Source organism: Lachnoclostridium edouardi (assembly GCF_900240245.1).
GTDB classification, from domain to species: Bacteria; Bacillota; Clostridia; order Lachnospirales; family Lachnospiraceae; genus Lachnoclostridium_A; species Lachnoclostridium_A edouardi.
Genome location: NZ_OESQ01000001.1, coordinates 3,074,223 through 3,097,395, shown reverse-complemented (window position 1 = coordinate 3,097,395; position 23,173 = coordinate 3,074,223). Strand labels below are relative to the sequence as shown.

The 23,173-nt window shown below is 42.7% G+C and carries 23 protein-coding genes; 1 reads left to right on the top strand and 22 read right to left on the bottom strand.

Going from position 1 to position 23,173, the window contains the following annotated elements; translation table 11 throughout:
- Positions 1 to 6 precede the first annotated feature (6 nt).
- The 12 genes from era to mtaB all read right to left on the bottom strand — a co-directional run bounded on the left by era (position 7) and on the right by mtaB (position 11,773).
- On the bottom strand, positions 7 to 912 hold the full coding sequence (gene era, locus C1A07_RS14870; RefSeq protein ID WP_101877789.1) for a GTPase Era: 906 nt from the start codon (positions 910 to 912) through the stop codon (positions 7 to 9).
- Positions 913 to 935: 23 nt separating this feature from the next.
- Positions 936 to 3,869 (bottom strand): insulinase family protein, encoded by a 2,934-nt coding sequence (locus C1A07_RS14865; protein ID WP_101877788.1) that lies wholly within the window; start codon positions 3,867 to 3,869, stop codon positions 936 to 938.
- Between the two features lie 61 nt (positions 3,870 to 3,930).
- The gene (locus C1A07_RS14860; protein ID WP_101878166.1) at positions 3,931 to 4,728 is read right to left on the bottom strand and encodes a YdcF family protein; all 798 of its coding nucleotides are present in this window, start codon (positions 4,726 to 4,728) and stop codon (positions 3,931 to 3,933) included.
- Positions 4,729 to 4,792: 64 nt separating this feature from the next.
- On the bottom strand, positions 4,793 to 6,034 hold the full coding sequence (locus C1A07_RS14855; protein WP_101877787.1) for a peptidase U32 family protein: 1,242 nt from the start codon (positions 6,032 to 6,034) through the stop codon (positions 4,793 to 4,795).
- A gap of 10 nt (positions 6,035 to 6,044) precedes the next feature.
- Positions 6,045 to 6,689 (bottom strand): O-methyltransferase, encoded by a 645-nt coding sequence (locus C1A07_RS14850; protein WP_101877786.1) that lies wholly within the window; start codon positions 6,687 to 6,689, stop codon positions 6,045 to 6,047.
- Positions 6,686 to 7,069 (bottom strand): endolytic transglycosylase MltG, encoded by a 384-nt coding sequence (locus C1A07_RS14845; protein WP_101877785.1) that lies wholly within the window; start codon positions 7,067 to 7,069, stop codon positions 6,686 to 6,688. The genes C1A07_RS14850 and C1A07_RS14845 overlap by 4 nt, the downstream gene beginning before the upstream one ends.
- Positions 7,070 to 7,082: 13 nt before the next feature.
- Complete coding sequence (locus C1A07_RS14840) at positions 7,083 to 8,753, bottom strand: ribonuclease J (RefSeq protein ID WP_101877784.1); 1,671 nt, start codon at positions 8,751 to 8,753, stop codon at positions 7,083 to 7,085.
- 25 nt (positions 8,754 to 8,778) lie between these two features.
- Positions 8,779 to 9,240, bottom strand: coding sequence for a Fur family transcriptional regulator (locus C1A07_RS14835; RefSeq protein ID WP_101877783.1), 462 nt, complete (start codon positions 9,238 to 9,240; stop codon positions 8,779 to 8,781).
- A 23-nt stretch (positions 9,241 to 9,263) separates the two neighbouring features.
- Complete coding sequence (locus C1A07_RS14830; protein ID WP_101877782.1) at positions 9,264 to 9,545, bottom strand: DUF1292 domain-containing protein; 282 nt, start codon at positions 9,543 to 9,545, stop codon at positions 9,264 to 9,266.
- A gap of 1 nt (position 9,546) precedes the next feature.
- Positions 9,547 to 9,972, bottom strand: coding sequence for a Holliday junction resolvase RuvX (gene ruvX / locus C1A07_RS14825; protein WP_101877781.1), 426 nt, complete (start codon positions 9,970 to 9,972; stop codon positions 9,547 to 9,549).
- Between the two features lie 160 nt (positions 9,973 to 10,132).
- Positions 10,133 to 10,393: an IreB family regulatory phosphoprotein gene (locus tag C1A07_RS14820; protein ID WP_101877780.1), complete on the bottom strand. Its 261-nt coding sequence runs from the start codon at positions 10,391 to 10,393 to the stop codon at positions 10,133 to 10,135.
- Between the two features lie 69 nt (positions 10,394 to 10,462).
- Positions 10,463 to 11,773 (bottom strand): tRNA (N(6)-L-threonylcarbamoyladenosine(37)-C(2))-methylthiotransferase MtaB, encoded by a 1,311-nt coding sequence (gene mtaB / locus C1A07_RS14815; protein ID WP_101877779.1) that lies wholly within the window; start codon positions 11,771 to 11,773, stop codon positions 10,463 to 10,465.
- A gap of 125 nt (positions 11,774 to 11,898) precedes the next feature.
- On the opposite strand from mtaB, the gene C1A07_RS14810 reads away from it, so the two are divergent.
- Positions 11,899 to 12,132 (top strand): HPr family phosphocarrier protein, encoded by a 234-nt coding sequence (locus C1A07_RS14810; RefSeq protein ID WP_101877778.1) that lies wholly within the window; start codon positions 11,899 to 11,901, stop codon positions 12,130 to 12,132.
- 96 nt (positions 12,133 to 12,228) lie between these two features.
- On the opposite strand, the gene thiI is transcribed toward C1A07_RS14810, so the two are convergent.
- The 10 genes from thiI to uraA form a co-directional block, all read right to left on the bottom strand.
- On the bottom strand, positions 12,229 to 13,419 hold the full coding sequence (gene thiI / locus C1A07_RS14805) for a tRNA uracil 4-sulfurtransferase ThiI (protein WP_101877777.1): 1,191 nt from the start codon (positions 13,417 to 13,419) through the stop codon (positions 12,229 to 12,231).
- 3 nt (positions 13,420 to 13,422) lie between these two features.
- A complete protein-coding gene (locus C1A07_RS14800; protein ID WP_101877776.1) occupies positions 13,423 to 14,577 on the bottom strand; it encodes a cysteine desulfurase family protein in 1,155 nt (384 codons plus the stop codon).
- Positions 14,578 to 14,616: 39 nt separating this feature from the next.
- Positions 14,617 to 15,354, bottom strand: a complete 738-nt coding sequence (locus C1A07_RS14795; RefSeq protein WP_101877775.1) for a 16S rRNA (uracil(1498)-N(3))-methyltransferase — start codon at positions 15,352 to 15,354, stop codon at positions 14,617 to 14,619.
- 21 nt (positions 15,355 to 15,375) lie between these two features.
- Entirely contained in the window at positions 15,376 to 16,332 is a 957-nt protein-coding gene (prmA, locus tag C1A07_RS14790) for a 50S ribosomal protein L11 methyltransferase (RefSeq protein WP_101877774.1), read from the bottom strand.
- Positions 16,329 to 17,081, bottom strand: coding sequence for a sulfite exporter TauE/SafE family protein (locus C1A07_RS14785; protein WP_101877773.1), 753 nt, complete (start codon positions 17,079 to 17,081; stop codon positions 16,329 to 16,331). The genes prmA and C1A07_RS14785 overlap by 4 nt, the downstream gene beginning before the upstream one ends.
- Positions 17,082 to 17,242: 161 nt before the next feature.
- Positions 17,243 to 17,614, bottom strand: a complete 372-nt coding sequence (locus tag C1A07_RS14780; protein WP_101877772.1) for a hypothetical protein — start codon at positions 17,612 to 17,614, stop codon at positions 17,243 to 17,245.
- Between the two features lie 9 nt (positions 17,615 to 17,623).
- On the bottom strand, positions 17,624 to 19,489 hold the full coding sequence (locus C1A07_RS14775; protein ID WP_101877771.1) for an ABC transporter ATP-binding protein: 1,866 nt from the start codon (positions 19,487 to 19,489) through the stop codon (positions 17,624 to 17,626).
- Positions 19,489 to 21,234, bottom strand: coding sequence for an ABC transporter ATP-binding protein (locus C1A07_RS14770; RefSeq protein ID WP_101877770.1), 1,746 nt, complete (start codon positions 21,232 to 21,234; stop codon positions 19,489 to 19,491). Before C1A07_RS14770 ends, C1A07_RS14775 begins: the two co-directional genes overlap by 1 nt.
- 2 nt (positions 21,235 to 21,236) lie before the next feature.
- Positions 21,237 to 21,713 (bottom strand): MarR family winged helix-turn-helix transcriptional regulator, encoded by a 477-nt coding sequence (locus tag C1A07_RS14765; protein ID WP_101877769.1) that lies wholly within the window; start codon positions 21,711 to 21,713, stop codon positions 21,237 to 21,239.
- Between the two features lie 181 nt (positions 21,714 to 21,894).
- Entirely contained in the window at positions 21,895 to 23,163 is a 1,269-nt protein-coding gene (gene uraA / locus C1A07_RS14760) for a uracil permease (RefSeq protein ID WP_101877768.1), read from the bottom strand.
- Positions 23,164 to 23,173: the final 10 nt, after the last annotated feature.

The following is a 23,173-nucleotide window of genomic DNA, read 5'->3' as shown; positions in this document are numbered from 1 at the left end:
TTCTGTTTAGGTCTCCTTTACGTCATACCCGTAATTTTTCATATACAGCTCGCTGTCGCGCCATTCTTTTCTCACCTTTACCCACAGCTTTAAATTCACCTGGGTGTCCACCAGATTTTCTATTTCCCGTCTGGCTGCTGTTCCGATTTTTTTCAGCATGGCTCCGCCTTTTCCAATAATAATTCCCTTGTGGGAATCTCTTTCGCACACAATGCTGGCCTCTATATCCATAATGCCGTTGTTTCGCTCCGTCATTTTTTCAATAGTCACTGCAATGCCGTGGGGAATCTCATCGCTTAACAGGCGCAAAGCCTTTTCTCTGATCAGCTCTGCCGCAATCTGTCTCATGGGCTGGTCTGTCACTGTGTCCTCGTCATAATACTGAGGCCCGTAGGGCAGATATTTAAAAATCAATTCCGTTAATAGATCTGTATTTTTCTTTTTCAGGGCAGATACTGGAACAATCTCAGCAAAAGGACAAATGTCCTTATAAGCGGAAATAAATCTTAAAATCTCATCCTGGTTTTTTATTGTGTCCGTCTTGTTAATAATCAGAATCACCGGCGTTTTTACCTTGTTCAGCTGCTCTGCAATATGTCTTTCTCCTGCCCCAATAAAGTCAGTAGGCTCCACCAGCCATAAAATCACATCTACTTCCTTTAAGGTGTGCTCCGCCACATTTACCATATATTCTCCCAGCTTATTTTTAGCCTTGTGAATGCCGGGAGTGTCCAGAAAAATAATCTGTCCTCTTTGGTCTGTATATACTGTCTGAATCCTGTTTCTGGTGGTCTGAGGCTTATCAGACGTAATGGCTATTTTCTGGCCGATCAGACAGTTCATCAATGTGGACTTTCCCACATTTGGCCTGCCGATTAAGGTGACAAAGCCGGATTTCTGGTTGTATTCCATTCTATTCTCCTTTTTCCTCTGTATTATCCGTGGTAAAGATTTTTCACTTCGTTAAACATATTTTTATTTTCATTTATTTTCTCTTCATTTCCGATTACGCAAAGACTTTCCGTATCTAACATAGCCTGCACCAAGTCCGCCAAAGCTCTGATGTCCTCAGTTCCTGCCGTCAGCACCTGGTCTCTTTCCTCCTGAAGCATCTCCTGCGTCACTCCAGAAAGATATGCAGATAAGCCTCTGGCTCCTTTTATAGACGGTGTAAGAGGCGTGTCCATATCGCTGATGGTACCGATAACAAATTTTGTCATATCTCTGTCGTCTGCCTGGAAATTTCTTAAATATTCTGTAACTCCCTCATAAATCTGGTTTGTTTCCTTCACATTAGGATCTCTGTAGGACACCAAATAGCCTTCTCCAGAACGGCCAAATCCGCTCATACAGCCGTAAGCTCCGCCTTTTACACGAATATTCAGCCACAAATAATCATAGCTGAGCATAACCTTTAAAATCCTTAACGCTCCTGTATACTGAAAACCTTTTTCTTTAAAGTTTCCGCAGCGGGCCACATAATTCACCTGGGAGGAGGTTTTAAAGCCTTCATTTTTATTTCCCTTAATCCAGGAAAACGGATATATTTGTCCGCCGCCTTCATAAAGCTTATCCGTCAGCTTTTTCATGGCCTCTTCCAGATTATAAAAGCCGTCCTTTCCAGCAGTATAGCTAATCAGAAGATTGTCTTTTGTAAATATTTTTCTGCAGATTTCCTTCAGCTTGCCAATCACTTCCTGTTTTCTGGACTCAAAATTCTTTGTAATCTCCTCCAGGAAATGATAGTAGGTGATGCCTCCTGTCATTTCATTAAATGCAGAGGTAGGAGAAAAATAAGAGGTGGCTCTGGAAACAGCGGCGGAATGACCGGCGTTTTCAATCCTCATTCTGGCCCTGGACCTTGTTTCATTTAAAATTTCTCCTAAACGTTTTTCATCATCCAGCACAGAACCTGTAAAAATTTCAGCCAGGATTTCAAATCCAAAATCCAGCTTTTCATAAAGCACCCGAATGTCAGCTGCAAATACTCCTGTAAAGTTCTCGCTGCAGTTTAAGTTGGGATAAGAAGTAACGCTTAAACCTAAACCTCCGCTGTTTAAATGAATTTCACTTGTCAGCTCGCTGTAGCTGTAGTTTTCTGTATCTACATATCCTAACACAGACTTTAATAACCCTACATAAGGCAGATCTTTGGCCGGCACCTTATCTGTGCCAAACAGCACTTTTAAGTATCCGATTCCTGAAGTATTTACACAGTGGCGGATTACCTTGAGGCCTTGAGAAAATGTTTCTTCCCAAATCAGCTCCTCCGCCTGTCTGCCAATGTCCTCCCTGGAAAGCAGCGGAATTTTTTCCAATAGCTCTTTTGGGGACGGTTCATCCTGATACCTTTTTAATTCCTTTGTTTCCTTTATCAGCCTTTGAATTTCTTCTAAAGAAAGAGATTCCTTATACTGAGCCAGTTTAGCCGCCAGGGCCTCGTCCCTTTCCCCGGTTAAGTTTTTCTTAGGGCTGACAGTAATCACAGCCTCAAATGGATTGTCCAGCAAATAATCTCTGATCAGCTGCTCAAAATATCCCTTTTCCACCCCTTCTTTCAAAAACTTAAAGGTTTCCTCATACTCCAGATGAAGCATAGGATCTCCGCCGTACAGCCAGCTGTCTAAGGATTGTAAACCGTACATCAGCCCTTTGGGAGCAGAGCCGTAGTCAGCCTCCCTGTAGCGGAATTCATAATAATTAATTCCAGCCTTCAGGCTTTTCTTATTAATGCCCTGGTCTGCCAGTTTTCTTAAAGTGCCTTTCAGCACAGCCAGAAATTCTCCCTTCTGCTCCTTCTCCCCATTTTTCGCCACAACTGAAAAATAAGGCTGCAGTATTCCGCTTTCATATCCTCCCATAATGTCCTGGCCGATTCCGGCGTCCAGCAACGCCTGCTTTAAAGGCGCTCCCGGGGCTGAAAGCAATGTATACTCTAAAATCTGGAACGCTAAATACAAATTTTTATCCAGATCATTTCCCACTACTGTATTTACAGAAAGATAAGTAGCCTGTTTCTCCGGCTCTTCCTCTGTAATAGAATAGAAAATTTCTTCCTCCACCGGCTTCTTAAAAGGCTTCTGCTGCAAAATTTCAGAATCTACCTGCTTTCTGTCATAATGGCACAAATAAGCCTCGTCCAGCCACTGCAGCTTTTCTGCCATATCCATATCTCCATATAAATAAATATAGCTGTTGGAGGGATGATAGTAGGTTTTGTGAAATTCCAAAAACTCCTCATATGTCAGGTCGGGAATAAAAGCCGGATCTCCCCCTGACTCGTGGGTATAGCAGCTGTCCGGATATAAAAGCTTTTGAATATATCTGTCCAAAACGCTTTCCGGGGAGGAGAATACTCCTTTCATTTCATTGTAAACAACTCCGTTATAAGTAAGAGGGCCTTCCTCTGACTCCAGCTCATAGTGCCAGCCTTCCTGCTTAAATATTTTTTCTTCCTTGTAAATGTTTGGATGAAGCACTGCGTCCATGTATACATCCATCAGATTCTGGAAATCCTTTTCGTTGCAGCTGGCCACAGGATATACTGTTTTATCAGGATAAGTCATAGCATTTAAAAATGTGTTTAAGGAGCCTTTTACCAGCTCTACAAAAGGGTCCTTTACAGGAAACTTATCAGACCCGCAAAGCACGCTGTGCTCTAAAATATGAGGCACTCCTGTAGAGTCTGAGGGAGGCGTGCGGAATCCGATGCAGAATACTTTATTGTCGTCCTCATTAGAAAGAAGGAACACTTTGGCTCCTGTTTTTTTATGCTCCAAAATAACGCCCTGAGAATCCAGTTCCTTTACAAAACGGTTTTCCTTTACCTCATATGCCTTTAAATTCTGTAATTTTTCTAAGCCTTTCATGGAATGTTCTCACCTTTCTTTATTTTCTGTCTTTATCATATCCTTATTGCCAGATTTTATATTACATATTTCCCATTAATTTGTCTTTCAGCACAGCCGCGCATTCTCTGACGCAGTAATGAGGCATCATAAACAGATCAGAGCTGGCCGGAATTCCTTTCATGTTGGGAAATCCCCATTTTTTTCCGATTTCTTTTGCACGGAATATGTGGAAATCACTTGTCACAACTCCAATGGATGCTTCCCTGCCCTCCTGATTCCCCGGCTCTCTTTTTGTCATCTTCCGGGTTTTCCAATCCTCTTCAATCAGCACCTTGCTGTAAGCAATATTTTCTACTGTGCTGAAGGAGCGGGCTTCCACTAAAATTTGTTCCTTGGGAACTCCGTTAAAGACTAAATATGCCTTCATTGCCTCCGCCTCTGCCGCCGGTTCGTCAGGCCCCTTGCCCCCTGAGACTACAATCATCGTATCAGGGTTGGCTTCAGAGTACTCTATCGCCTTATCCAGCCTCATTTTCAAAGTTTTGCTGATTCCGTCCCGTCTCACCTTAGCTCCCAGCACAATCACATAATCCAGATTTTTTTCAGGCGCAGCAGCCACTCCTGAAAAAATCAAAACCTCCACCACAATAAATATAATTGCAAAAGCACAGCACAATGTAATAGCTGAAACAACTGCCCACAAAGGCGCCCTTCCCGGCATCATACAGCAATATCTGCGAAAAAGGGCTCCGCCTCCTAAAGCAAAGGCAAGAACCAGCCAAATCCATGCAAAGGATGTGGTAATACCGGAAAAAATAACAATTCCTGCATAATACAGCAGACAAACTGCCGCGCCTATCATTAGTACCAAGGTCATAAAAGCCTCCTGTCTATAGCCAGAAAGCGGCACCCATTCCTGAAATGCCGCAGTCATAATTTCCCTATTCTTCTGTCTTATCCACTTCTCTTCTTCTTAAAATATCATAAGGCTCCGGCCTTACGCTTAAATCTGCATAGAAAATCTGTCTGGAATGAGGGCAGCTGTCCTGAGGATTTCCGTCTTCATCATAAATCCCCTGCACTACAGCCTCCAGATTTTCGCCGGAAGGCTTCATAATTTCAATTGTCTCCCCTACGGAAAACTTGTTTTTCTGCTCCAGCTTGCAAAATCCTCTTTCGTCTACAAAAGCTACAGTGCCTAAGTAAGTATAATTAGTATAATAAGTATTGCTGTTGTAAATCTGAGATTCTTCTGTAGGCTTTCCAAAATAAAATCCTGTAGTAAAATCACGGCTGGTGCACTTGCCGATTTCTTCTAAATACCAGGGCAGATTTTTTTCATACTCCGCCGGATCTCTGTTATATGCATCAATGGCCAGGCGGTACGCCCTGGCCACAGTGGCCACGTACAGGGCTGTTTTCATTCTACCTTCAATTTTAAAGCTGTCAATTCCCGCCTGAATCATCTCCGGTACATGCTGAATCATACACAGGTCCTTGGAATTAAAAATATAGGTGCCCCTTTCATTTTCATAAACAGGCATATATTCTCCTGGACGAGTCTCCTCCACCACTGCGTATTTCCAGCGGCAGGGATGGGTGCAGGCCCCCTGATTGGCGTCTCTGCCTGTAAAGAAATTACTTAACAGACAGCGGCCGGAATAGGAAATGCACATTGCTCCGTGAATAAAACTTTCTATCTGCATATTGTCAGGAATATGATCTCTGATCTCCTTAATCTCAGCCAGGGACAGCTCCCTTGCTGAAACCACTCTCTTTGCCCCCTGCTCCCACCAAAATCTGTAGGTGCCGTAATTTGTATTATTGGCCTGAGTGCTGATATGGATTTCAATTTCAGGCACAATTTTCCTGGCAATGGAAAACACGCCTGGGTCTGAAATAATAAGGCCGTCAGGGGCGATTTCCTTTAACTCCTTAAAATATTCCTCCACCTTTGGCAGATCGTCATTGTGAGCCAGAATATTTGCAGTAATATAAACCTTTACCCCATGTTCATGGGCAAAAGCAATTCCTTGGGCAATTTCCTCATTTGTAAAATTTCTGGCCTTTGCCCTTAAACCAAAGGCTTCTCCGCCCAGATAGACAGCGTCTGCCCCGTAAAGCACCGCTACCTTTAACACCTCCAGGCTTCCAGCCGGGATTAAAAGCTCTGTTTTTCTCATAACTGTCCTTTCAATAAAGCTTTACGCTTATGGTCACGCCGTCCCCCACAGGCACCACAGCCGACTGAAGCTGTGGGTGATGGGTCAACGTATATAAGTATTCTCTCATCCTTTTATGAATGGTTCTGTCCCGTCTTTCCACTGCAAATCTGGATTCCGCCAGATCTCCGTCCTGAAGCACATTGTCAGAAAACAATATGCCTCCTGCAGACATTTTTTCCAAAATAAGGGGCAGCCAGTGAAGATACTGCCCCTTTGCCCCATCCATAAAGACAAAGTCGTAAACACCTTGTAATCCTTTTAAAATCTCTTCTGCATCTCCCGCCATCAGGCAGATTCTGTTTTCCTCCCCTGCCAGGCGGAAATTTTTCTGGGCCTCTTTAATTCTGGGAGGATATTTTTCTATGGTAGTAATGCGGCAGTCAGCCGGCATAACCTGGCTCATAATAAGAGCGGAGTAGCCCACCGCCGTTCCCACCTCTAAAATAGCCTTAGGCTGTTTAGAAACCACCATTGTTTTTAAGAGAGCAGCCGTTTCTTTTCTGATAATGGGAACCTGCTCTGTCCTGGCCTTTCTCTCAATTTCATCTAAAAGCTCTCCGTTTCCCTGATCCAGGGAGTGAAGATATCCTGTAATTCTTTCATTTACAATCACTGCTCGTCCTCCTGAACCTCATTAAACAGTTCCAACATATCTCTGGAGGTCATAGCTGTGGTCAGCGTATATGTTCCAGGATGAATGGTATAATCAAAAAATTTATCCTGGAGAATAAATATATATTCGTTTGTAATCAGGCCGTATGTTTTCAGAGTTTTCGCCACCTGAGAGGCAGAGGCGCCTTCCTGGATTGTCACCTGCTTCTCCACTCCCGGCGCGCCGGACACTGCTTTAGGATTAAACAGCTCATATCCAAAGGCATACCCCTTTGTCATTCCCTGAAACAGGAGAAAGCCAACCAGAACGTATACAACGATCTTTCCTGTAATGCCAAGCACATTTCCCACTACATTTGTCTGTTTTCTTCTACGGCTCATAATTCCTTCCTCGTTATACTTCCATGATAATAGGCAGAATCATCGGGTTGCGCTTCATCTTCTTCCACAAATAGTCGCTAAGGCTGTCTCTGATAATATTCTTAATTTTGCCCCAGTCGTTTACATGGTGATACAAACAGTCCTCCACTGCAGACACGACTACGTGTCTGGCCTCGTCCATTAAATCCTCAGATTCCCTCACATAAACAAAGCCTCTGGATACAATATCCGGCCCTGCTAACAGCTGTCCGCTGTATTTTTCTAAGGTCAGCACAATAATAATAATTCCGTTCTGAGCCAGATTCTGTCTGTCCCTTAAAACAATATTTCCAACGTCCCCTACTCCCAGGCCGTCTACTAAAATTCCTCCTGCCGGAACATGTCCCACTACAGAACATGAATCCTGGCCGATTTCCACCACGTCCCCGGAGGACATAATCACTATGTTCTCCTTTGGAATTCCCATAGATTCAGCCAGGCCCTTCTGAGCCATCAGATGACGGTACTCTCCGTGTACAGGAAGGGCATATTTAGGATGTACCAGGGAATAAATCAGCTTGATTTCCTCCTGACACGCATGGCCTGACACGTGAGTATCCTGGAATATTACCTCCGCGCCCTTCATGGAAAGCTCGTTAATAACCTTAGACACAGCCTTCTCATTGCCTGGAATAGGAGTAGAGCTTAAAATCACCACGTCCCCCGGCTTAATAGAAACCTTTTTGTGAAGAGAGGCCGCCATTCTGGATAAAGCCGCCATAGATTCCCCCTGGCTTCCTGTGGTAATCAGCACAGTCTGTTCATCCTTGTAATTCTTCAGCTGTTCAATTTCAATTAAGGTGCCGTCTGGAATATTAATATACCCCAGCTCGCTGGCTGTTCCGATAACATTTACCATGCTTCGGCCTTCTACTACTACCTTCCTGCCGTATTTATACGCAGAGTTAATGATCTGCTGCACCCTGTCCACATTGGAAGCAAATGTGGCCACAATAATTCTGCTGTTTCTGTGGTCATTAAAAATAGTGTCAAAGGTTCTTCCCACAGTTCTCTCTGACATAGTAAAGCCTGGGCGGATGGCATTGGTGCTGTCGCACATTAAAGCTAAAACGCCCTTTTTGCCCAGCTCTGCAAATCTTTGCAGATCCGCCGCCTCGCCAAATACAGGGGTGTAATCAATTTTAAAATCTCCTGTGTGGAGAATAATCCCTGCAGGAGTAAAAATAGCCAGGGCTGACGCGTCTGCGATGCTGTGGTTTGTTTTTATAAACTCAATGCGGAAACAGCCTAAGTTTATGGACTGTCCGTGTTTTACTACTTTTCTCTTTGTATTGCGAAGCAGATTATGCTCCTTTAATTTATTATTAATCAGTCCTATAGTCAGCTTTGTGCCATACACAGGAGCGTTGATTTCCTGTAAAATATAAGGCAGGGCGCCAATATGGTCCTCATGGCCGTGAGTAATCACAAATCCCTTCACCTTGTGTATATTTTGTTTTAAATAAGTTACATCTGGTATTACCAGATCAATTCCCAGCATATCGTCAGTAGGGAATGCAAGACCGCAGTCCACCACAATAATGCTGTCCTCGTATTCAAAGGCTGTGATGTTCATTCCAATCTGTTCTAAACCTCCCAGAGGAATAATTTTCACCTTTGCCTCTTTATTATTTTGTTTCTTCAATCTAATACCTCCAAATCAATTTGTTTTACTTCTCTTTCCTATCATCCGTATTTTCCCGGCAGGCTGCACAGTATCCGTATAATTTCACCTCATGGTCCACCACCTCAAAGCCTATGCTGTCTCTCAATGCTTTTTCCAGGTTTTCCAGTAAATCGTCCTCAAAAGAAAATACCTTTCCGCATTTTGTACAGATGGCGTGATGGTGGTGATGTCTGGCGTCTGCATTTTGCTCTCCCAGCTCATATCTGGCGATTCCATCGTCAAAGCTTACTTTATCAATCAGCTGCAGCTCCACCAAAACCTGAACTGTTCTGTAAATTGTTGCAAGTCCAATATCCGGGCTGGTTGTTCTGGCCAGGTCGTAGATTTCTTCTGCTGTCAAATGCTCACCTGGATGTTCCGCCATAATCTCCAGTACCATCATTCTCTGAGCAGTTACCTTTAATCCCTTTTTTCTCAACAGCTCTTTCACGCTTTCCTGGTCCATACTATCCTCCGTTCTGATATCTTTTACTTCTCTATATCCACACCGGCATCCTCCAGTAACTCTGAAAAAATCCGGTATAAATAGTCTATTTCATCATCATCTTCTACAAATTCGTAAACGGCCTGCGCCTCTTCTGCCCTTGACATATCCTTCAGAATATAGCATTCGCCGTCCTCATCTTCCTCCACTGCATCTGTTACAAGAAGATAATTTTTTCCGTTAATTTTAGTTTCTTCCAGCACGTAGAATTCTACTCTTTCCCCTGTATCAGTTTCCATGGTAATTTTTTTCTCTTCATTTGCCATTTCATTTCTCCTGTAATGAATCCAGATATCCCTGCAGAATCAATACTGCAGCTATCTTGTCAATCACATCTTTCCTATTTTCTCTGCGGACTCCGCTTTCCATCAGCACGCGATTTGCTGCAACAGTTGTCAGACGCTCGTCCCAAAGCACTACCGGCAGCCCTGTTCTTCTCTCCAAAGCAGCCATAAACTCTTCTGTCTTCTCCGCCCGCTCTCCTGCGGAATTATTCATATTTTTAGGATACCCAAGGACAATTTTTTCAACCTGGTACTGCTCTGCCAATTCTTCAATTCTGCGAAATGTTTTTCTCAGCTTATTTTCATCTTCTCTTGTAATTGTCTCAATTCCCTGAGCTGTAATCCCTAAAGGATCGCAGACTGCCACCCCTACTGTTCTGGAACCATAGTCCAGCCCCATAATTCTCATATTATTTTATTATCTCCGTTTTTTTCCACGCTAAAATCAGCCGGACGCTGCCAACCTTTTTTGCCGTAAATTTATTAGGGACTACCGCCTCCATTATAATTTAGAGAACAGCAGCCCTTTTTTCGCACGTATCTTTTGCAGAGAGAAAGCCTTTTCTCCCCTATTTCAGCTTAGTATCAATATACACCGCCATTAATTCTTCCAGAATCTCATCGCGCTCTGCCTTCATAATCAGACTTCTGGCATTTTTGTGGCTTGTAATATAAGTAGGATCACCGGACATAATGTAGCCGACTATTTGATTGATAGGATTGTATCCCTTCTCTGTCAGGGCAACATATACCTGCTCTAAAATCTGGCTTACATCCATCTTATTATCCTGTACTGTTTTAAAATATTGTGTGTTATGAATATCGCCCATTTTACTCACGTCCTTTAACTGTTCTTTATCATTCTAACCTATAATTTCCTATTCGTAAAGGAAAATATTTCAAACTTCTAAAAGCAGAATATCATCAGTTATCATTTTTACAGCCTTTCCCTTTACAAATCCCCTGGTTTTAAACTGCTCTTTCGGAATAGCCGCCTTCACATATTCTTTTGTGTGGCCTACAAAATATTTTCTGTTATCCAGTTCTTTTTCTTCCTCCAAAAGTATTTCCAGTTCCCGGCCAATATAATCTTTTCGGAATTCCTCTGACATCTTTTTTTCCAGCTTTAAAAGTTTGTCGCTGCGGGCAGCTTTCACACTTTCCGCCACCTGTCCTTCCATTTGATCCGCCCTGGTTCCTTTTCTCCTGCTGTACTTAAATACATGCATCTCGTAAAAATGAACTGTCTCCAAAAATCTTTTTGTGGTCTCAAATTCCTCTTCTGTCTCTCCCGGAAACCCTACGATTACATCTGTAGTAATTGCCGGATGAGAAAAATATTTTCTTAATATTCTGCACCCCTCTAAATATTCTTCTGTAGTATATCTGCGGTTCATTCTTTTTAGCACAGAGTCGCAGCCGCTTTGCAGTGACAAGTGAAAATGAGGGCAGATTTTTTCCATGTCAGACAAGGCCCTGGCAAATTCTTCAGTTACAATTCTAGGTTCTAAGGAACCTAAACGAATTCTTTTAATTCCCTCTATATTGTGAAGCTGTTGAATCAGCTGAAGGAGGCTTATCTGCTCCTCTTTTGGAAAATCTGTTCCATAAGAGCTTAAATGAATGCCCGTCAGCACAATTTCCTCATACCCCTTATGAGCCAAACCTCTGATTTCGCTTTCAACAGACTCAGGCCTGCGGCTTCTTACTCTGCCTCTGGTGTAGGGAATAATACAGTAACTGCAAAACTGGTTGCACCCGTCCTGCACCTTAATAAAGGCCCTGGTGTGATCGCTGATTTTATCTATGTGAAGCTCCTCATATTCTCTGGAGTTGCCAATTTCAATAATATCCGCATCCTTTTGAGCAGAAAAATGCTCCTCCAGAATATGAATCAGCTCATTTTTTCTGTCGTTTCCTATCACCAGATCTATAGCCTCGTCCTTTATAAGCTCCTTACCTGCCGCCTGGACATAGCAGCCTACTGCTACTACTGCTGCATCAGGATTCATTTTTTTTGCCTTGTGAAGCATCTGTCTGGATTTTCTGTCTGCAATGTTAGTGACAGAGCAGGTATTGATTATGTACACGTCTGCCCCTGGAGCAAAGGGCACGATTTCATACCCGGCCTGTTCTAACATCTGCTCCATAGCTTCTGTTTCATATGCGTTGACTTTACACCCTAAATTGTGAAGGGCCGCCTTTTTCATCCTTTACTCCTTTCTCTGTATCCATTTTCATGCAATCTTTCTATTGACTTTTTTTCTATATTTATATAGTATTGAACTATAAATGGGCCAAATTTTAAAGGCCACATATAAGGAGGTTTTTGTACATGAAAACAGTTCGTATTTGCTTAAATTCTATTGACAAAGTTAAATCTTTTGTAAATGATTTAACTAAATTTGACGTTGATTTTGATTTAGTATCAGGAAGATATGTAATCGATGCAAAATCCATCATGGGTATTTTCAGCCTGGATTTGTCAAAGCCTATTGACCTGAATATTCATGCTGAATCAGGTGTTGAGGATATTCTTCAGGTTCTGACACCATATATTGTTCAGTAATATAAACTTTCTAAAAAGCCGGCTGGTCAAAGAATCCTGCTTTGCAGGATTCTTTTTTGATTTAAAAGCCGCCGAAAAATCCAAAGCCCTGACAATCTAAGGCATGGAATCACACCAAACCACCTCTGCTGTAGCTACAGCTTCTTCCATCATTTCATCTATTTTTTCCTGAAGCTTTGTCTCTGATTTCTTAATCACATTCAGATTTGGCTTTGTCACAGGATGCTTTGCCACAAAAATGGTGCAGCAATCTTCATAAGGAAGCACCGACGTCTCAAAGGTGTCTATTTTTTCTGACACATCTACAATTTCCTGTTTGTCAAATCCAATTAAAGGCCTGTAAACAGGCAGAGTACACACTTCGTTTGTCACAGCCAAAGACTGCATAGTCTGAGAGGCCACCTGTCCAATACTTTCGCCTGTAATCAAGCCGATACAGCCGGTTTCCTTAGCAATGCGCTCTGCAATTTTCATCATATAGCGGCGCATAATAATCGTCAGCTCTTCATGGGGACACTGATCGTAAATGTACAGCTGAATGTCTGTAAAGTTTACAATGTGCAGCTGTATAGGCCCGGAATATCTGGCTACCAGTCTGGCTAAATCAACTACCTTCTGTTTTGCTCTTTCACTTGTGTATGGCGGAGCGTGGAAGTAAACGGCATCAATTTTAACCCCTCGTTTAGCGATCATGTAGCCGGCCACAGGGCTGTCGATTCCTCCTGACAGCAAAAGCATAGCCTTCCCGTTTGTTCCAATAGGCATACCGCCGGCGCCTGGTACCATAAGAGAATAAATATTTACCTTTGTCCTGACCTCAATGTGAACCATTACATCCGGCTTATGCACATCCACTTTAATATCAGGAAAAGCATTTAAAATCACTTCTCCCATATCCCTGTTAATCTGCTCTGAAGTATAAGGGTACTGCTTATCCCCTCTTCTGGCGTCCACCTTAAATGTAATATGTTTATCAGGATACATTTCATCCATGTAAGCTACGATTTCTTTTTTCAGATTTTCATAATCCTTATTGTCAATCTGCACCATAGGGCATATCCACACAATGCCGAACACCCTTTTTAAAGCCTGAATCACCTCGTCGTAATCATACTCTGACTCAGCTTCTGCATAGATTCTGCCGGATTCCTTGGAAACCTTAAAAGAGCCTTCCGCATTTTTAAGGGCGTGGCGAATCTGCTTAATTAAAGCGTCCTCAAATAAATATCTGTTTTTTCCCTTTGTTCCGATTTCTGCATACTTAATTAAAAATGATTTAAATACCATACTTTATCCTCTCTGGTACCGGCGCAGCACAGGAAGCAGCTCCTTTAAAACGTCGATACAATAATCTATTTCTCCCTTTGTATTAAATCTGCCAAAGCTAAACCGCAAAGTGGCATCTAACAAACTTCTTTTCACTCCAATCCCCTGTAAGGTTCCGCTTACATCCGGGTGATTTGAGGAGCAGGCTGACCCGGAGGAAACGTAAATCCCCTTGTCCTCCAAGGCGTGAAGCAGCACCTCGCTTCTCACTCCCTCAAAGCTTATGCTGACTACCTGAGGGGCGCTTTCTAATCCTGGATAGCTGTTGGCATAAGTTCCCTCTATCTCTTTTATTCTTTCCAGCATATAGTCCTTCAGCTGGCAAAGATGGTCCCTTTTTCCCTCAAAATTTGTATATGCCTCCTTTGCAGCCAAACCCATTCCGGCGATTCCCGGCACATTTTCCGTACCTGACCTTAGATTTTTCTGCTGTCCTCCCCCATATATGAAAGGCTTGATTTTCACCTTCTCGTCAATGTAGAGAAAGCCTACGCCTTTAGGTCCGTGAAACTTATGGGCGCTGGCGGATAACAGCTGAATGCCCTGCTTTTTAGGGCGGATTATATATTTTCCGTAAGCCTGAATTCCGTCTACATGAAAAATAATATTAGGGTTTATGGTGTGAATCAGCTTTCCAATCTCCTCCACCGGTTCTGCAGCGCCAATTTCATTATTTACATACATAATAGACACTAAAATAGTTTCAGGGCAAATAGAATTTTTCAGCATATCCATATCTACGTGGCCCTTTTCATCTACCTTTAAGTATGTAACCCGAAAACCTAATTCCTCTAAATAAGAAAGGGTATTATAAACAGACGGATGCTCAATACTGGAAGCAATAATGTGATTTCCCCCTCTTTTATTGGCCAGGGCAGTTCCTATTAACGCCATATTGTTAGACTCAGAGCCTCCGGAAGTAAATAAAATTTCTTTATCCTTCACCTTTAAGGTAGCTGCAATATCCTGCGCTGCCTGTTTCACAGCCTGCTCTGCTTTTACTCCCATAATATGTCTGGCAGAAGGGTTTCCGTATTCCTCTGTCATCATTTTCAGCACCAGCTTAGCCACAGAGTCCAGTGATCTAGTAGTAGCCGAATTGTCAAAATATACTTCCATATTTATCTGCTCCTTTTATTTCCTGCATCCTTCCTGCATTTATTCTTCCAATGCAAACATAAGCACGGACAGTACGGCCAGCCCTGCGGTTTCCGTTCTGAGAATTCTTTTTCCTAAGGACACCGGCATTGCCCCATGGTCCACTGCGGCTTTAATTTCCTCTTTTGCAAAGCCTCCCTCAGGGCCAATAAAAATCCCCGCCTTCATTCCAGGCTTTACAGCGCTCACTGCCTGTTTGGCCGTCTCCATTCCCCTTGCTTCCTCATAAGGAATTATGGCCATATCAAATGTCTGGCTGTAGGATAAAGCCTGATCTAAGGTCATTATTTCCCTCACCTTTGGAATCAGCCCTCTTTTAGACTGCTTGGCCGCGCTTTCTGCAATAGCATTCCACCTTTTTAAACGGTTTTCTTCCTTCTTTCCGTCCAGTTTTACTACTGTATATTTTGTGGAAACCGGCACAATTTCCCATACTCCCAGCTCTACTGCCTTCTGTATAATAAACTCCATTTTATCTCCCTTAGGCAGCCCCTGAAACAGCACCAGCTTTGCAGGCAGCTCTGTCTCTGAGCTTCCTTTAGAGATTATGGAAGCAATCACCTGGTCTTTTTCCAGCTTATGAACTTTACAATAATAATCCTTTCCCTCTCCGTCGCTGATTAAAATTTCCTCCCCTTGTTTCATGCGAAGCACATTTTTCATGTGATTTACGTCAGCGCCGGTGATGCAGATTCTTTCTTCCTCTATTTGATCTTGTTTCACAAAAAAATGAAACACTTTATCCTCCTTGTCTGTCTCCTACAGCTTTTTGGCTGTAACAGACACCCAGTCTCCCTGCCTTGTGATTTCTATTATTTCAAATGCTTCATTGGCCTGAAACGCTTCCTTTACCGCCTCTTCCTTCATGTTAATAATGCCTGAGGTAATAAAGATTCCGCCTTTTTTAATGTGCACAGGGATTTCCTTCTGAAGCATAATAATAACATCCGCCAGAATATTTGCCACTGCAATATCATAACATTCATAGCCTGCCTTATCCTGCACCTGCTTATCGTCAATAATATTGCCCTTCATCACAAAAAACTGTCCCGGGTCCAGCCCGTTAGAATCTAAGTTTTCCAGCACTGCTGTGATGGCGTTTTCGTCTAAATCTGTGCCGAAAACCTCTCCTGCCCCCAGCTTTAATGCTGTAATTCCCAGGATTCCGCTTCCCGTGCCTACATCCAGCACCTTACAGCCTGGCTTTATATATTTTTTCAGCTGTCTGATACACAGCTGAGTAGTCTCATGCTGCCCTGTTCCAAAGGCTGTGCCAGGATCAATTAAAATTAAAAACTTGTCCTTATGCTCCTCTGGCGTCTCCTCCCATGTAGGGCGAATCAAAATATCGTCCACTGTAAACGGCTTAAAATACTGCTTCCAGTTGTTGATCCAGTCCTTGTCCTCTGTCTCTGAAGCAGTAATTGTTCTGTCTCCTACATTTACAAATAAAGACAGCTCGTCCAGTCCTTCTTCAATCTCTTTTAAAATTCTGTCTAAATCTGTTAAGTCCTCCAAATAGAAACTGACTTTCGCCTCCCCGTTATCCGGCGGAAGCTCCGGCAGAATGTCAATAAACATTCCCTTTGTCTCAGCCTCTGTTAAAGGCACATTATCCTGGATTTCAATGCCCTCAATGCCAATTTCATCCAGCATACTGCTGATCAGATCTACAGCTTCAGTTGTGGTGCTTAAAGTAAACTTTTTCCATTTCATATGTTTTCCTCCAATAATTTCACAAACAAAATAGCCAGGACCACCAGGATCACAGGCCGAATGACCTTTTTGCCGTTGCTTACCACCATGCCGGAGCCTATATAATGACCTGCAATGCAGAAAATCCCCGCCGCCAGGCCCAGCCGGCAATCTACTCTTCTGTTAACAAAAAATGTAATTAAAGCCGCCACATTAGAGGACAAATTCAGTACCTTTGTCACACCTGCAGCTCTTTTAATGTCCATTTTAGCCACTCCGCAAAGAAGCAGAATCAAAAATGTTCCTGTGCCGGGACCATAAAATCCGTCATAAATCCCCATTGCCAAAGCAATGAAAAAAGACAGGACAGCCATCTGCCCTTCTGTTTTTGTGTTAGTCTTTTCACAGTCCCCTAAATCCTTGTTCCTGAGAACATAAAATGCAACTACAGGCAGAACGGCAATCATCATATGCCTTACAATCGTCTCGTCCGCCATTAAAGTTAAATTGGCTCCCGCAACAGCCCCAATGACAGAGGCAACAGCTGCAAATCCTGCTATTTTAAAATTTACATAACCATTTTTAGCTAAGCGGACAGTAGATACCACAGTCCCCATAGTGGAGCCTAACTTATTAGTGGCTAAGGCTGTATATGTAGGCACTCCCGCCAGAAAATAAGCAGGAAGGGAAATTAATCCTCCCCCTCCTGCAATTGCATCTACAAGACCTGCCAGAAATACAAGAGGACATACAATCAAATATTGTTCCATATTTCTTCTGTCACTTTCTTCTTACCCTATATAAAAAGCGCGCCCCAAGGCTGCTGCCCTGCCGGCGCCTTGGCCGGACTGCGCCGGCGGCTATTTTCCGCCAGTTTTTACTCGATACATAATATCATAGAATGTGTTAAGGCGCAAGAGGAACGGGACAGTCATTGGTCTGTATCATAAAACCCTAAATCGTACACCATAGTTAACTTTTTTGCCACATCGCCTGCCTGTTTCCGCACACTTGGATGAAAGGCGGCGTATATCATGTGGCTGCTCACAAAATAATCTGTTAAATGCATTCTCAGCTCCTCATTATTTTCCACCTTCTCTTTTTCAGGAGAAAACTCTCCCCTGGCAGGAGGGAAATTTTTAATCATTTCCAGAAACCAGGCCCTAAGGTCCTCAGAAGCTTTTTGATAATCTTCAAAGTCTGAATTTTCTTTTGTATTTTTTTCTTTTTCAACCTGACTGAACAGATCAGCTTTGCTGTGAAATACATTTTCCCTGTCGTAGACAATTACATAATAACTCATTTTTTCTCCTTAATCTAACTGACTTAATCCTGTGTATAAATTGTAATATCTTCCCTTTTCCTGAATCAGCTGATCATGGCCGCCTCTTTCAATAATCTCTCCGTTTTCCAGCACCATAATAGCGTCTGCATTCCGCACAGTAGAAAGGCGGTGGGCAATGACAAATGTAGTTCTGTCAGCCATCAGCTGATCCATTCCCCTTTCAATGTGCTTTTCCGTTCTGGTATCAACAGAGCTGGTAGCCTCGTCTAAAATCAGAATAGGGGCCTTTGACACTGCCGCCCTGGCAATATTTAACAGCTGTCTTTGACCCTGGCTTAAATTAGCTCCGTCTCCCTCTAGCATTGTATCATATCCTTTGGGAAGTTTCATAATAAATGAATGGGCGGAGGCTGTTTTCGCTGCCTGAATCACTTCCTCGTCTGTAGCGTCCAGTCTGCCGTAACGAATATTTTCCATTACTGTGCCTGTAAATAAATGAGTATCCTGGAGCACCATAGCAATATTTCTTCTTAAATTGTCTCTTTGAATATCTCTGATATTTACTCCGTCTATTGTAATAGAGCCTGACTGTATATCGTAAAAACGGTTGATTAAATTAGTGATTGTAGTTTTTCCTGCGCCGGTGGAGCCTACAAAGGCAATCTTCTGGCCCGGCTTTGCATAAAGGCTGATATGCTTTAATATATTTTTTTCCGGCACATATCCAAATGTAACATCCTCTAACACCACATTGCCTTTTATGTTCTCCAGCGCCTTTGCCCCTGGTTTATCCTCTTCCTCCGCCTTTTCATCCATTAAAGCAAATACCCGCTCAGCCCCTGCCAAAGCTGAAAACACATTGCTCACCTGCACAGATATTTCGTTAATAGGTCTGGAAAACTGTCTGGAGAAGTTTAGAAATACAGTTAGTCCTCCTACGTCAAAGCCTTTCAGCACACAGAGAAGTCCTCCTATACATGCTGTCAAGGTGTAATTCATCTGGCTTAAATTTCCCATTACAGGGCCCATAACACCGCCGAAAAACTGGGCCTTAATCTGATTATCTCTAAGGTCCTGGTTTAGCACTGCAAATTCTTCCTTTGCCACGTCCTCATGGCAGAATACTTTTACTACTTTCTGCCCTGTAATCATTTCTTCAATATATCCGTTTACCGCTCCTAAAGAAGACTGCTGGGCGTTAAAAAACTTCTGGCTTCTGTGAGCCACAGCCCCTCCTGCCTTCATCATTAAGGGAATCATAACAACTGTAATAAGAGTTAAAATCCAGTTGGTATATACCATTAAAATCAATGTGCCAATAATACTTAATGCTCCTGAAAACAGCTGTACAAATGTATTGCTTAACATCTGCCCTACTGTGTCCACATCGTTAGTAAAGCGGCTCATTAAATCTCCGTTGCTGTTGGTGTCATAAAAGCCTACAGGCAGCTTCTGCATTTTTCCAAATAATTCATTTCTCAGCTTTTGCAGGGCATTTTGGGCCACAGTCAGCATAACCTTAGACTGGGCGTAGTTGGCCGCCACTCCAATAAGATAAATACAGGCTAAAATAAAGAGGGCTCCCGCCAGACCTGACGGATCTCCTTTTCCTGTTACAGGGGCGATAAACTTATTAATAATGGGACGCAGCATATAAGAGCCGGCCAGCATTGCCACAGTGTTCATAATAACGCAGAAAAATGCTAAAACAATTTTCATTTTATCCTCTTCCAAATAAGAAAGAAGACGTTTTATTGTGTCCTTGCTATTTCCCGGCTTGCCAGTTCCCAGCTGAGCCATTCTTCCAGGCCCTCTGCCGCCGGCCAGCTTTTTCTCTGTCTGAGCCGGATTTCCGCCGTATCGCCTCATAAGACTTTTCTTTCTGTCATCCATTATGCCCTCGCCTCCTCTTCCTTTTCCCTGTCTTTCTGGGAATAGTAGATTTCCTGGTACGCCTCGCAGCTTTCAATCAGCTGGTTATGAGTGCCTTTTCCTATAATCTTTCCGTTGTCCAACACAATAATCTGGTCTGCATGTTCTACAGAATTAATTCTCTGGGTAATAATAATTTTTGTAGTTTCCTTTAAGGCAGTGTCAAAGCTTTGACGGATTTTCGCCTCAGTGGCCGTGTCCACCGCGCTGGTGCTGTCGTCTAAAATCAGGATTTTAGGATTTTTTAGCAAAGCCCTGGCAATACACAGCCTTTGCTTTTGGCCTCCGGACACATTGCTGCCGCCCTGGCCAATGTCTGTATCATATCCATTTTGAAAGCCAGTGACAAATCCGTCTGCCTGAGCGCTTTCAGCAGCTTCTTTGATTTCCTCCATGGAAGCGTTCTCATTTCCCCATCTCAGGTTTTCCTCTATAGTCCCGGAAAACAAGGTATTTTTCTGAAGTACCATTCCCACCTTATCTCTTAAATGGCGAAGGGAATAATCTTTTACATTAATTCCGTCTATAAGCACTTCCCCTGCGGAAACGTCATAAAGTCTTGGAATTAGCTGCACTAAGGAGCTTTTTCCGCTTCCCGTAGCTCCAATAATCCCTGTTACAGTGCCTGGCTCTGCTGTAAAATTAATATTTTCCAGCACCATGCTGCCTTCTTTTCCTCCGTAGCTAAAGGAAACATTTCTAAACTCCACTTTGCCTGTTTCAATTTCACTGTCCTTTTTCTCTGCATCCTGATCTGTTAAATCAATCTCTGCGTCTAAAACCTGATTAATTCTCTTAATAGAAGCCATGGCCCTGGACCACTGTAAAAATACTATAGAAAGCATCATAAGAGACATTAAAATCTGCACAATATATGTGGTAAAGGCTGTTAAATCTCCTACCGGCATATTGCCTGCAATAATAATATTTCCGCCGAACCACACTACAGCTAAAGTAGTAATATTCATGGCCAGCATCATCACCGGCATAGTGGCAATTACTATTTTCATAGCATTTAAGCTGCTGTCCTTTAGCTCTTTATTTTTCTTCTGAAACTTCTCATTTTCATAATCTTCTCTTACAAATGATTTGATTACTCTTACATTGGTAAGAGCCTCCTGAATTCCGGAGTTTAAAGTATCCAGCTTTTTCTGCATGATTTCAAACCTAGGAAAAGCTGTTTTTAAAATCACCCCAATACTTAAAGCCAGCAGAGGAATGACAATTAATATAATCACAGCCAACTGCCCGTTCATTAAAAAGGCCATTACCAGGGCTCCCACCAGCATCCCCGGCGCTCTCAGCATAAGCCTCAGCCCCATCATCACTACATTCTGCACCTGCTGAATATCATTGGTCAGCCTAGTTACCAGCGACCCTGTGCTGAAATCATCAATATTTTTAAAAGAAAAATCCTGTACCTTGCCAAACAAATCCTGCCTTAAATCACTTGTCATACAGATAGAGGCTTTCGCAGAAAAATAAGCTCCCCCAATTCCTCCTGCCGCCATAACTACAGTGACCAAAGCCATAATCAAGCCAATTTTCAGAATATAGCCAATGTCTTTTTCCGCCACCCCGTAATTAATAATCATAGACATCAGCTTAGGAAGCATAATCTCTCCCAATACCTCTGTCAGCATAAGTATAGGACCCATTATAAACGTGCTTTTGTAAGGTTTTATATATTTTCCATATCTTTTCACTGTCAATCCTCCCTTTCTGCCTTTGGAAATAACTCCTTTAGATTTTTATTAATTCTCTCCATGTAATTTCCTAATTGAATCATCTCTTCATTAGAAAATCCCAGAAACATACCTTCCTCCACATTTTGAAATATGTGAATACTCTGTTTTACAACTTCCTCTCCTTTTTCTGTAATTGCAATCTGATTAAACCTGTTGTCAGTTTCCGCAGCAGCCCTCACTATATATCCTCCCTTTTCCAGCTTTTTTAACCCCACTGCTACAGTGGCGGTGGAAATATGGTAGTGAGAGGCAATATCCTTTTGGGAGGCATCAGGAAATCTGGCTATATGCATCAAAAATTGATGCTGGCTGCGAAAAACTCCTGTCTTTGCCACCGCTCTGTCTAAAATTCTCTTATGCATATTATTCATAAACATAATCTGCCCGATTACTCTCCTGGAATATATATTATTTTCCTTTTTCCCTTCCTGATTCATATTTACTCCTTCTTTCTCCCCTGTAAATCTAAAGACGCTTTAATTAGCCTGTTTATTATTAACTAGTTTATAATTAACTAGCTAACTATTGACAAAAATTATTATACGACTATTATTCTCAAATATCAATAACTTTTTCCATAAAAAAAGGATCGCTGTTAAAGCAATCCCTTTTTCAAAATTAATCTTCCTGGTTTTCCCAGTCATTTGTCAAATGAGCCTTATCTAACAGATAAAAAATCAGGCTGAGAATCATTCCTACTACACAGGCTAAAACCATTCCTGTCATTTGAATATTTCCGATTTTTACTGCGATGCCGGACAAGCCTGTTACAAAGATGACAGAGGTAAGGGCCAGGTTTCTGGAATATCCATAATCTACTCTGGAATCCACCAGAATGCGCAGGCCGGAGGTTCCTATCATTCCGTACAGCAAGAAGGAAATTCCCCCTATTACAGGTCCTGGTATGGTGCTGATTAAGGTGGAAAGCTTTCCAATAAAGGAGCATACAATAGAAAGAACTGCCGCTCCCGCGATTACTCTGACGCTGTAAACTCTTGTCACTGCCATAACTCCAATATTTTCACCATATGTAGTCGTAGGCACAGAACCGATCAGTCCGGAAAGCATGGTGGACAAATTGTCTCCTAAAAGAGACCTGTGCAGTCCAGGGTCTTTTAAAAGATCTCTCCCTACAATTTTTCCGGTTACAACCTGATGGCCAATGTGCTCCGAGGTAATTACCAAAATTACTGGGAGAATAATCATCATAGCCTCAGGATTAAATCTGGGCGCCGAGAAATTAGGAAGGGCAAAAAAAGGAGCATTGGCCACCTCTGTAAAATCTACAATTCCGCAGAAAAGAGCCGCTAAATACCCGGCTACAACTGCAATTAAAATAGGGATAACCGACAAAAATCCCCGGAACAAAATAGATCCAAATACTGCTGTTCCCAAGGTTACAAGAAATACAGTCAGGTTTTTAGGATCAATAGTTTCTGCCAGCAGCCCTGCATTGTCCGCTGCAGTGGAGGAAAGCTCCAAGCCTATGAGAGCCACCACCGGCCCCATAGCAGCCGGCGGCAGAACTACATGTATCCACGAGGAGCCAAATTTGTAAATAATAAGAGCAATTACACAGCCTAACAGGCCAACTGCCACAAAGCCTCCTAATGCGTCGGCATAGCCGTACTTTTCGATTACAATACCTGCAGGCGCCAGAAATGCAAAGCTGGAGCCTAAATAGGCCGGAGCCTTTCCCTTTGTGAGAACAATAAACAGCAGCGTCCCCACGCCGTTCATAAACAGCACAATAGCCGGATTAATTCCAAACACAAAGGGCACCAGCACAGAAGCGCCGAACATGGCGAACATATGCTGAATACTTAAAGGCACCAGAAGGCTAAAAGGCACCTTTTCTTCTACCTGTATAATATGGTGTTTTTCCATTTCCTCTCCC

What these genes read in the sequence shown, in the direction of transcription:
- C1A07_RS14780 (WP_101877772.1), bottom strand. Translation starts at nt 17,614, where the DNA reads ATGAGTTATTATGTAATTGTCTACGACAGGGAAAATGTATTTCACAGC.
- ruvX (WP_101877781.1), bottom strand. Translation starts at nt 9,972, where the DNA reads ATGAGAATTATGGGGCTGGACTATGGTTCCAGAACAGTAGGGGTGGCA.
- uraA (WP_101877768.1), bottom strand. Translation starts at nt 23,163, where the DNA reads ATGGAAAAACACCATATTATACAGGTAGAAGAAAAGGTGCCTTTTAGC.
- C1A07_RS14865 (WP_101877788.1), bottom strand. Translation starts at nt 3,869, where the DNA reads ATGAAAGGCTTAGAAAAATTACAGAATTTAAAGGCATATGAGGTAAAG.
- C1A07_RS14845 (WP_101877785.1), bottom strand. Translation starts at nt 7,069, where the DNA reads ATGAGCCGTAGAAGAAAACAGACAAATGTAGTGGGAAATGTGCTTGGC.
- C1A07_RS14800 (WP_101877776.1), bottom strand. Translation starts at nt 14,577, where the DNA reads ATGGAAGTATATTTTGACAATTCGGCTACTACTAGATCACTGGACTCT.
- thiI (WP_101877777.1), bottom strand. Translation starts at nt 13,419, where the DNA reads ATGGTATTTAAATCATTTTTAATTAAGTATGCAGAAATCGGAACAAAG.
- mtaB (WP_101877779.1), bottom strand. Translation starts at nt 11,773, where the DNA reads ATGAAAAAGGCGGCCCTTCACAATTTAGGGTGTAAAGTCAACGCATAT.
- era (WP_101877789.1), bottom strand. Translation starts at nt 912, where the DNA reads ATGGAATACAACCAGAAATCCGGCTTTGTCACCTTAATCGGCAGGCCA.
- C1A07_RS14810 (WP_101877778.1), top strand. Translation starts at nt 11,899, where the DNA reads ATGAAAACAGTTCGTATTTGCTTAAATTCTATTGACAAAGTTAAATCT.
- C1A07_RS14830 (WP_101877782.1), bottom strand. Translation starts at nt 9,545, where the DNA reads ATGGCAAATGAAGAGAAAAAAATTACCATGGAAACTGATACAGGGGAA.
- prmA (WP_101877774.1), bottom strand. Translation starts at nt 16,332, where the DNA reads ATGAAATGGAAAAAGTTTACTTTAAGCACCACAACTGAAGCTGTAGAT.
- C1A07_RS14775 (WP_101877771.1), bottom strand. Translation starts at nt 19,489, where the DNA reads ATGGATGACAGAAAGAAAAGTCTTATGAGGCGATACGGCGGAAATCCG.
- C1A07_RS14820 (WP_101877780.1), bottom strand. Translation starts at nt 10,393, where the DNA reads ATGGGCGATATTCATAACACACAATATTTTAAAACAGTACAGGATAAT.
- C1A07_RS14835 (WP_101877783.1), bottom strand. Translation starts at nt 9,240, where the DNA reads ATGGACCAGGAAAGCGTGAAAGAGCTGTTGAGAAAAAAGGGATTAAAG.
- C1A07_RS14765 (WP_101877769.1), bottom strand. Translation starts at nt 21,713, where the DNA reads ATGAATCAGGAAGGGAAAAAGGAAAATAATATATATTCCAGGAGAGTA.
- C1A07_RS14855 (WP_101877787.1), bottom strand. Translation starts at nt 6,034, where the DNA reads ATGAGAAAAACAGAGCTTTTAATCCCGGCTGGAAGCCTGGAGGTGTTA.
- C1A07_RS14785 (WP_101877773.1), bottom strand. Translation starts at nt 17,081, where the DNA reads ATGGAACAATATTTGATTGTATGTCCTCTTGTATTTCTGGCAGGTCTT.
- C1A07_RS14860 (WP_101878166.1), bottom strand. Translation starts at nt 4,728, where the DNA reads ATGACCTTGGTACTAATGATAGGCGCGGCAGTTTGTCTGCTGTATTAT.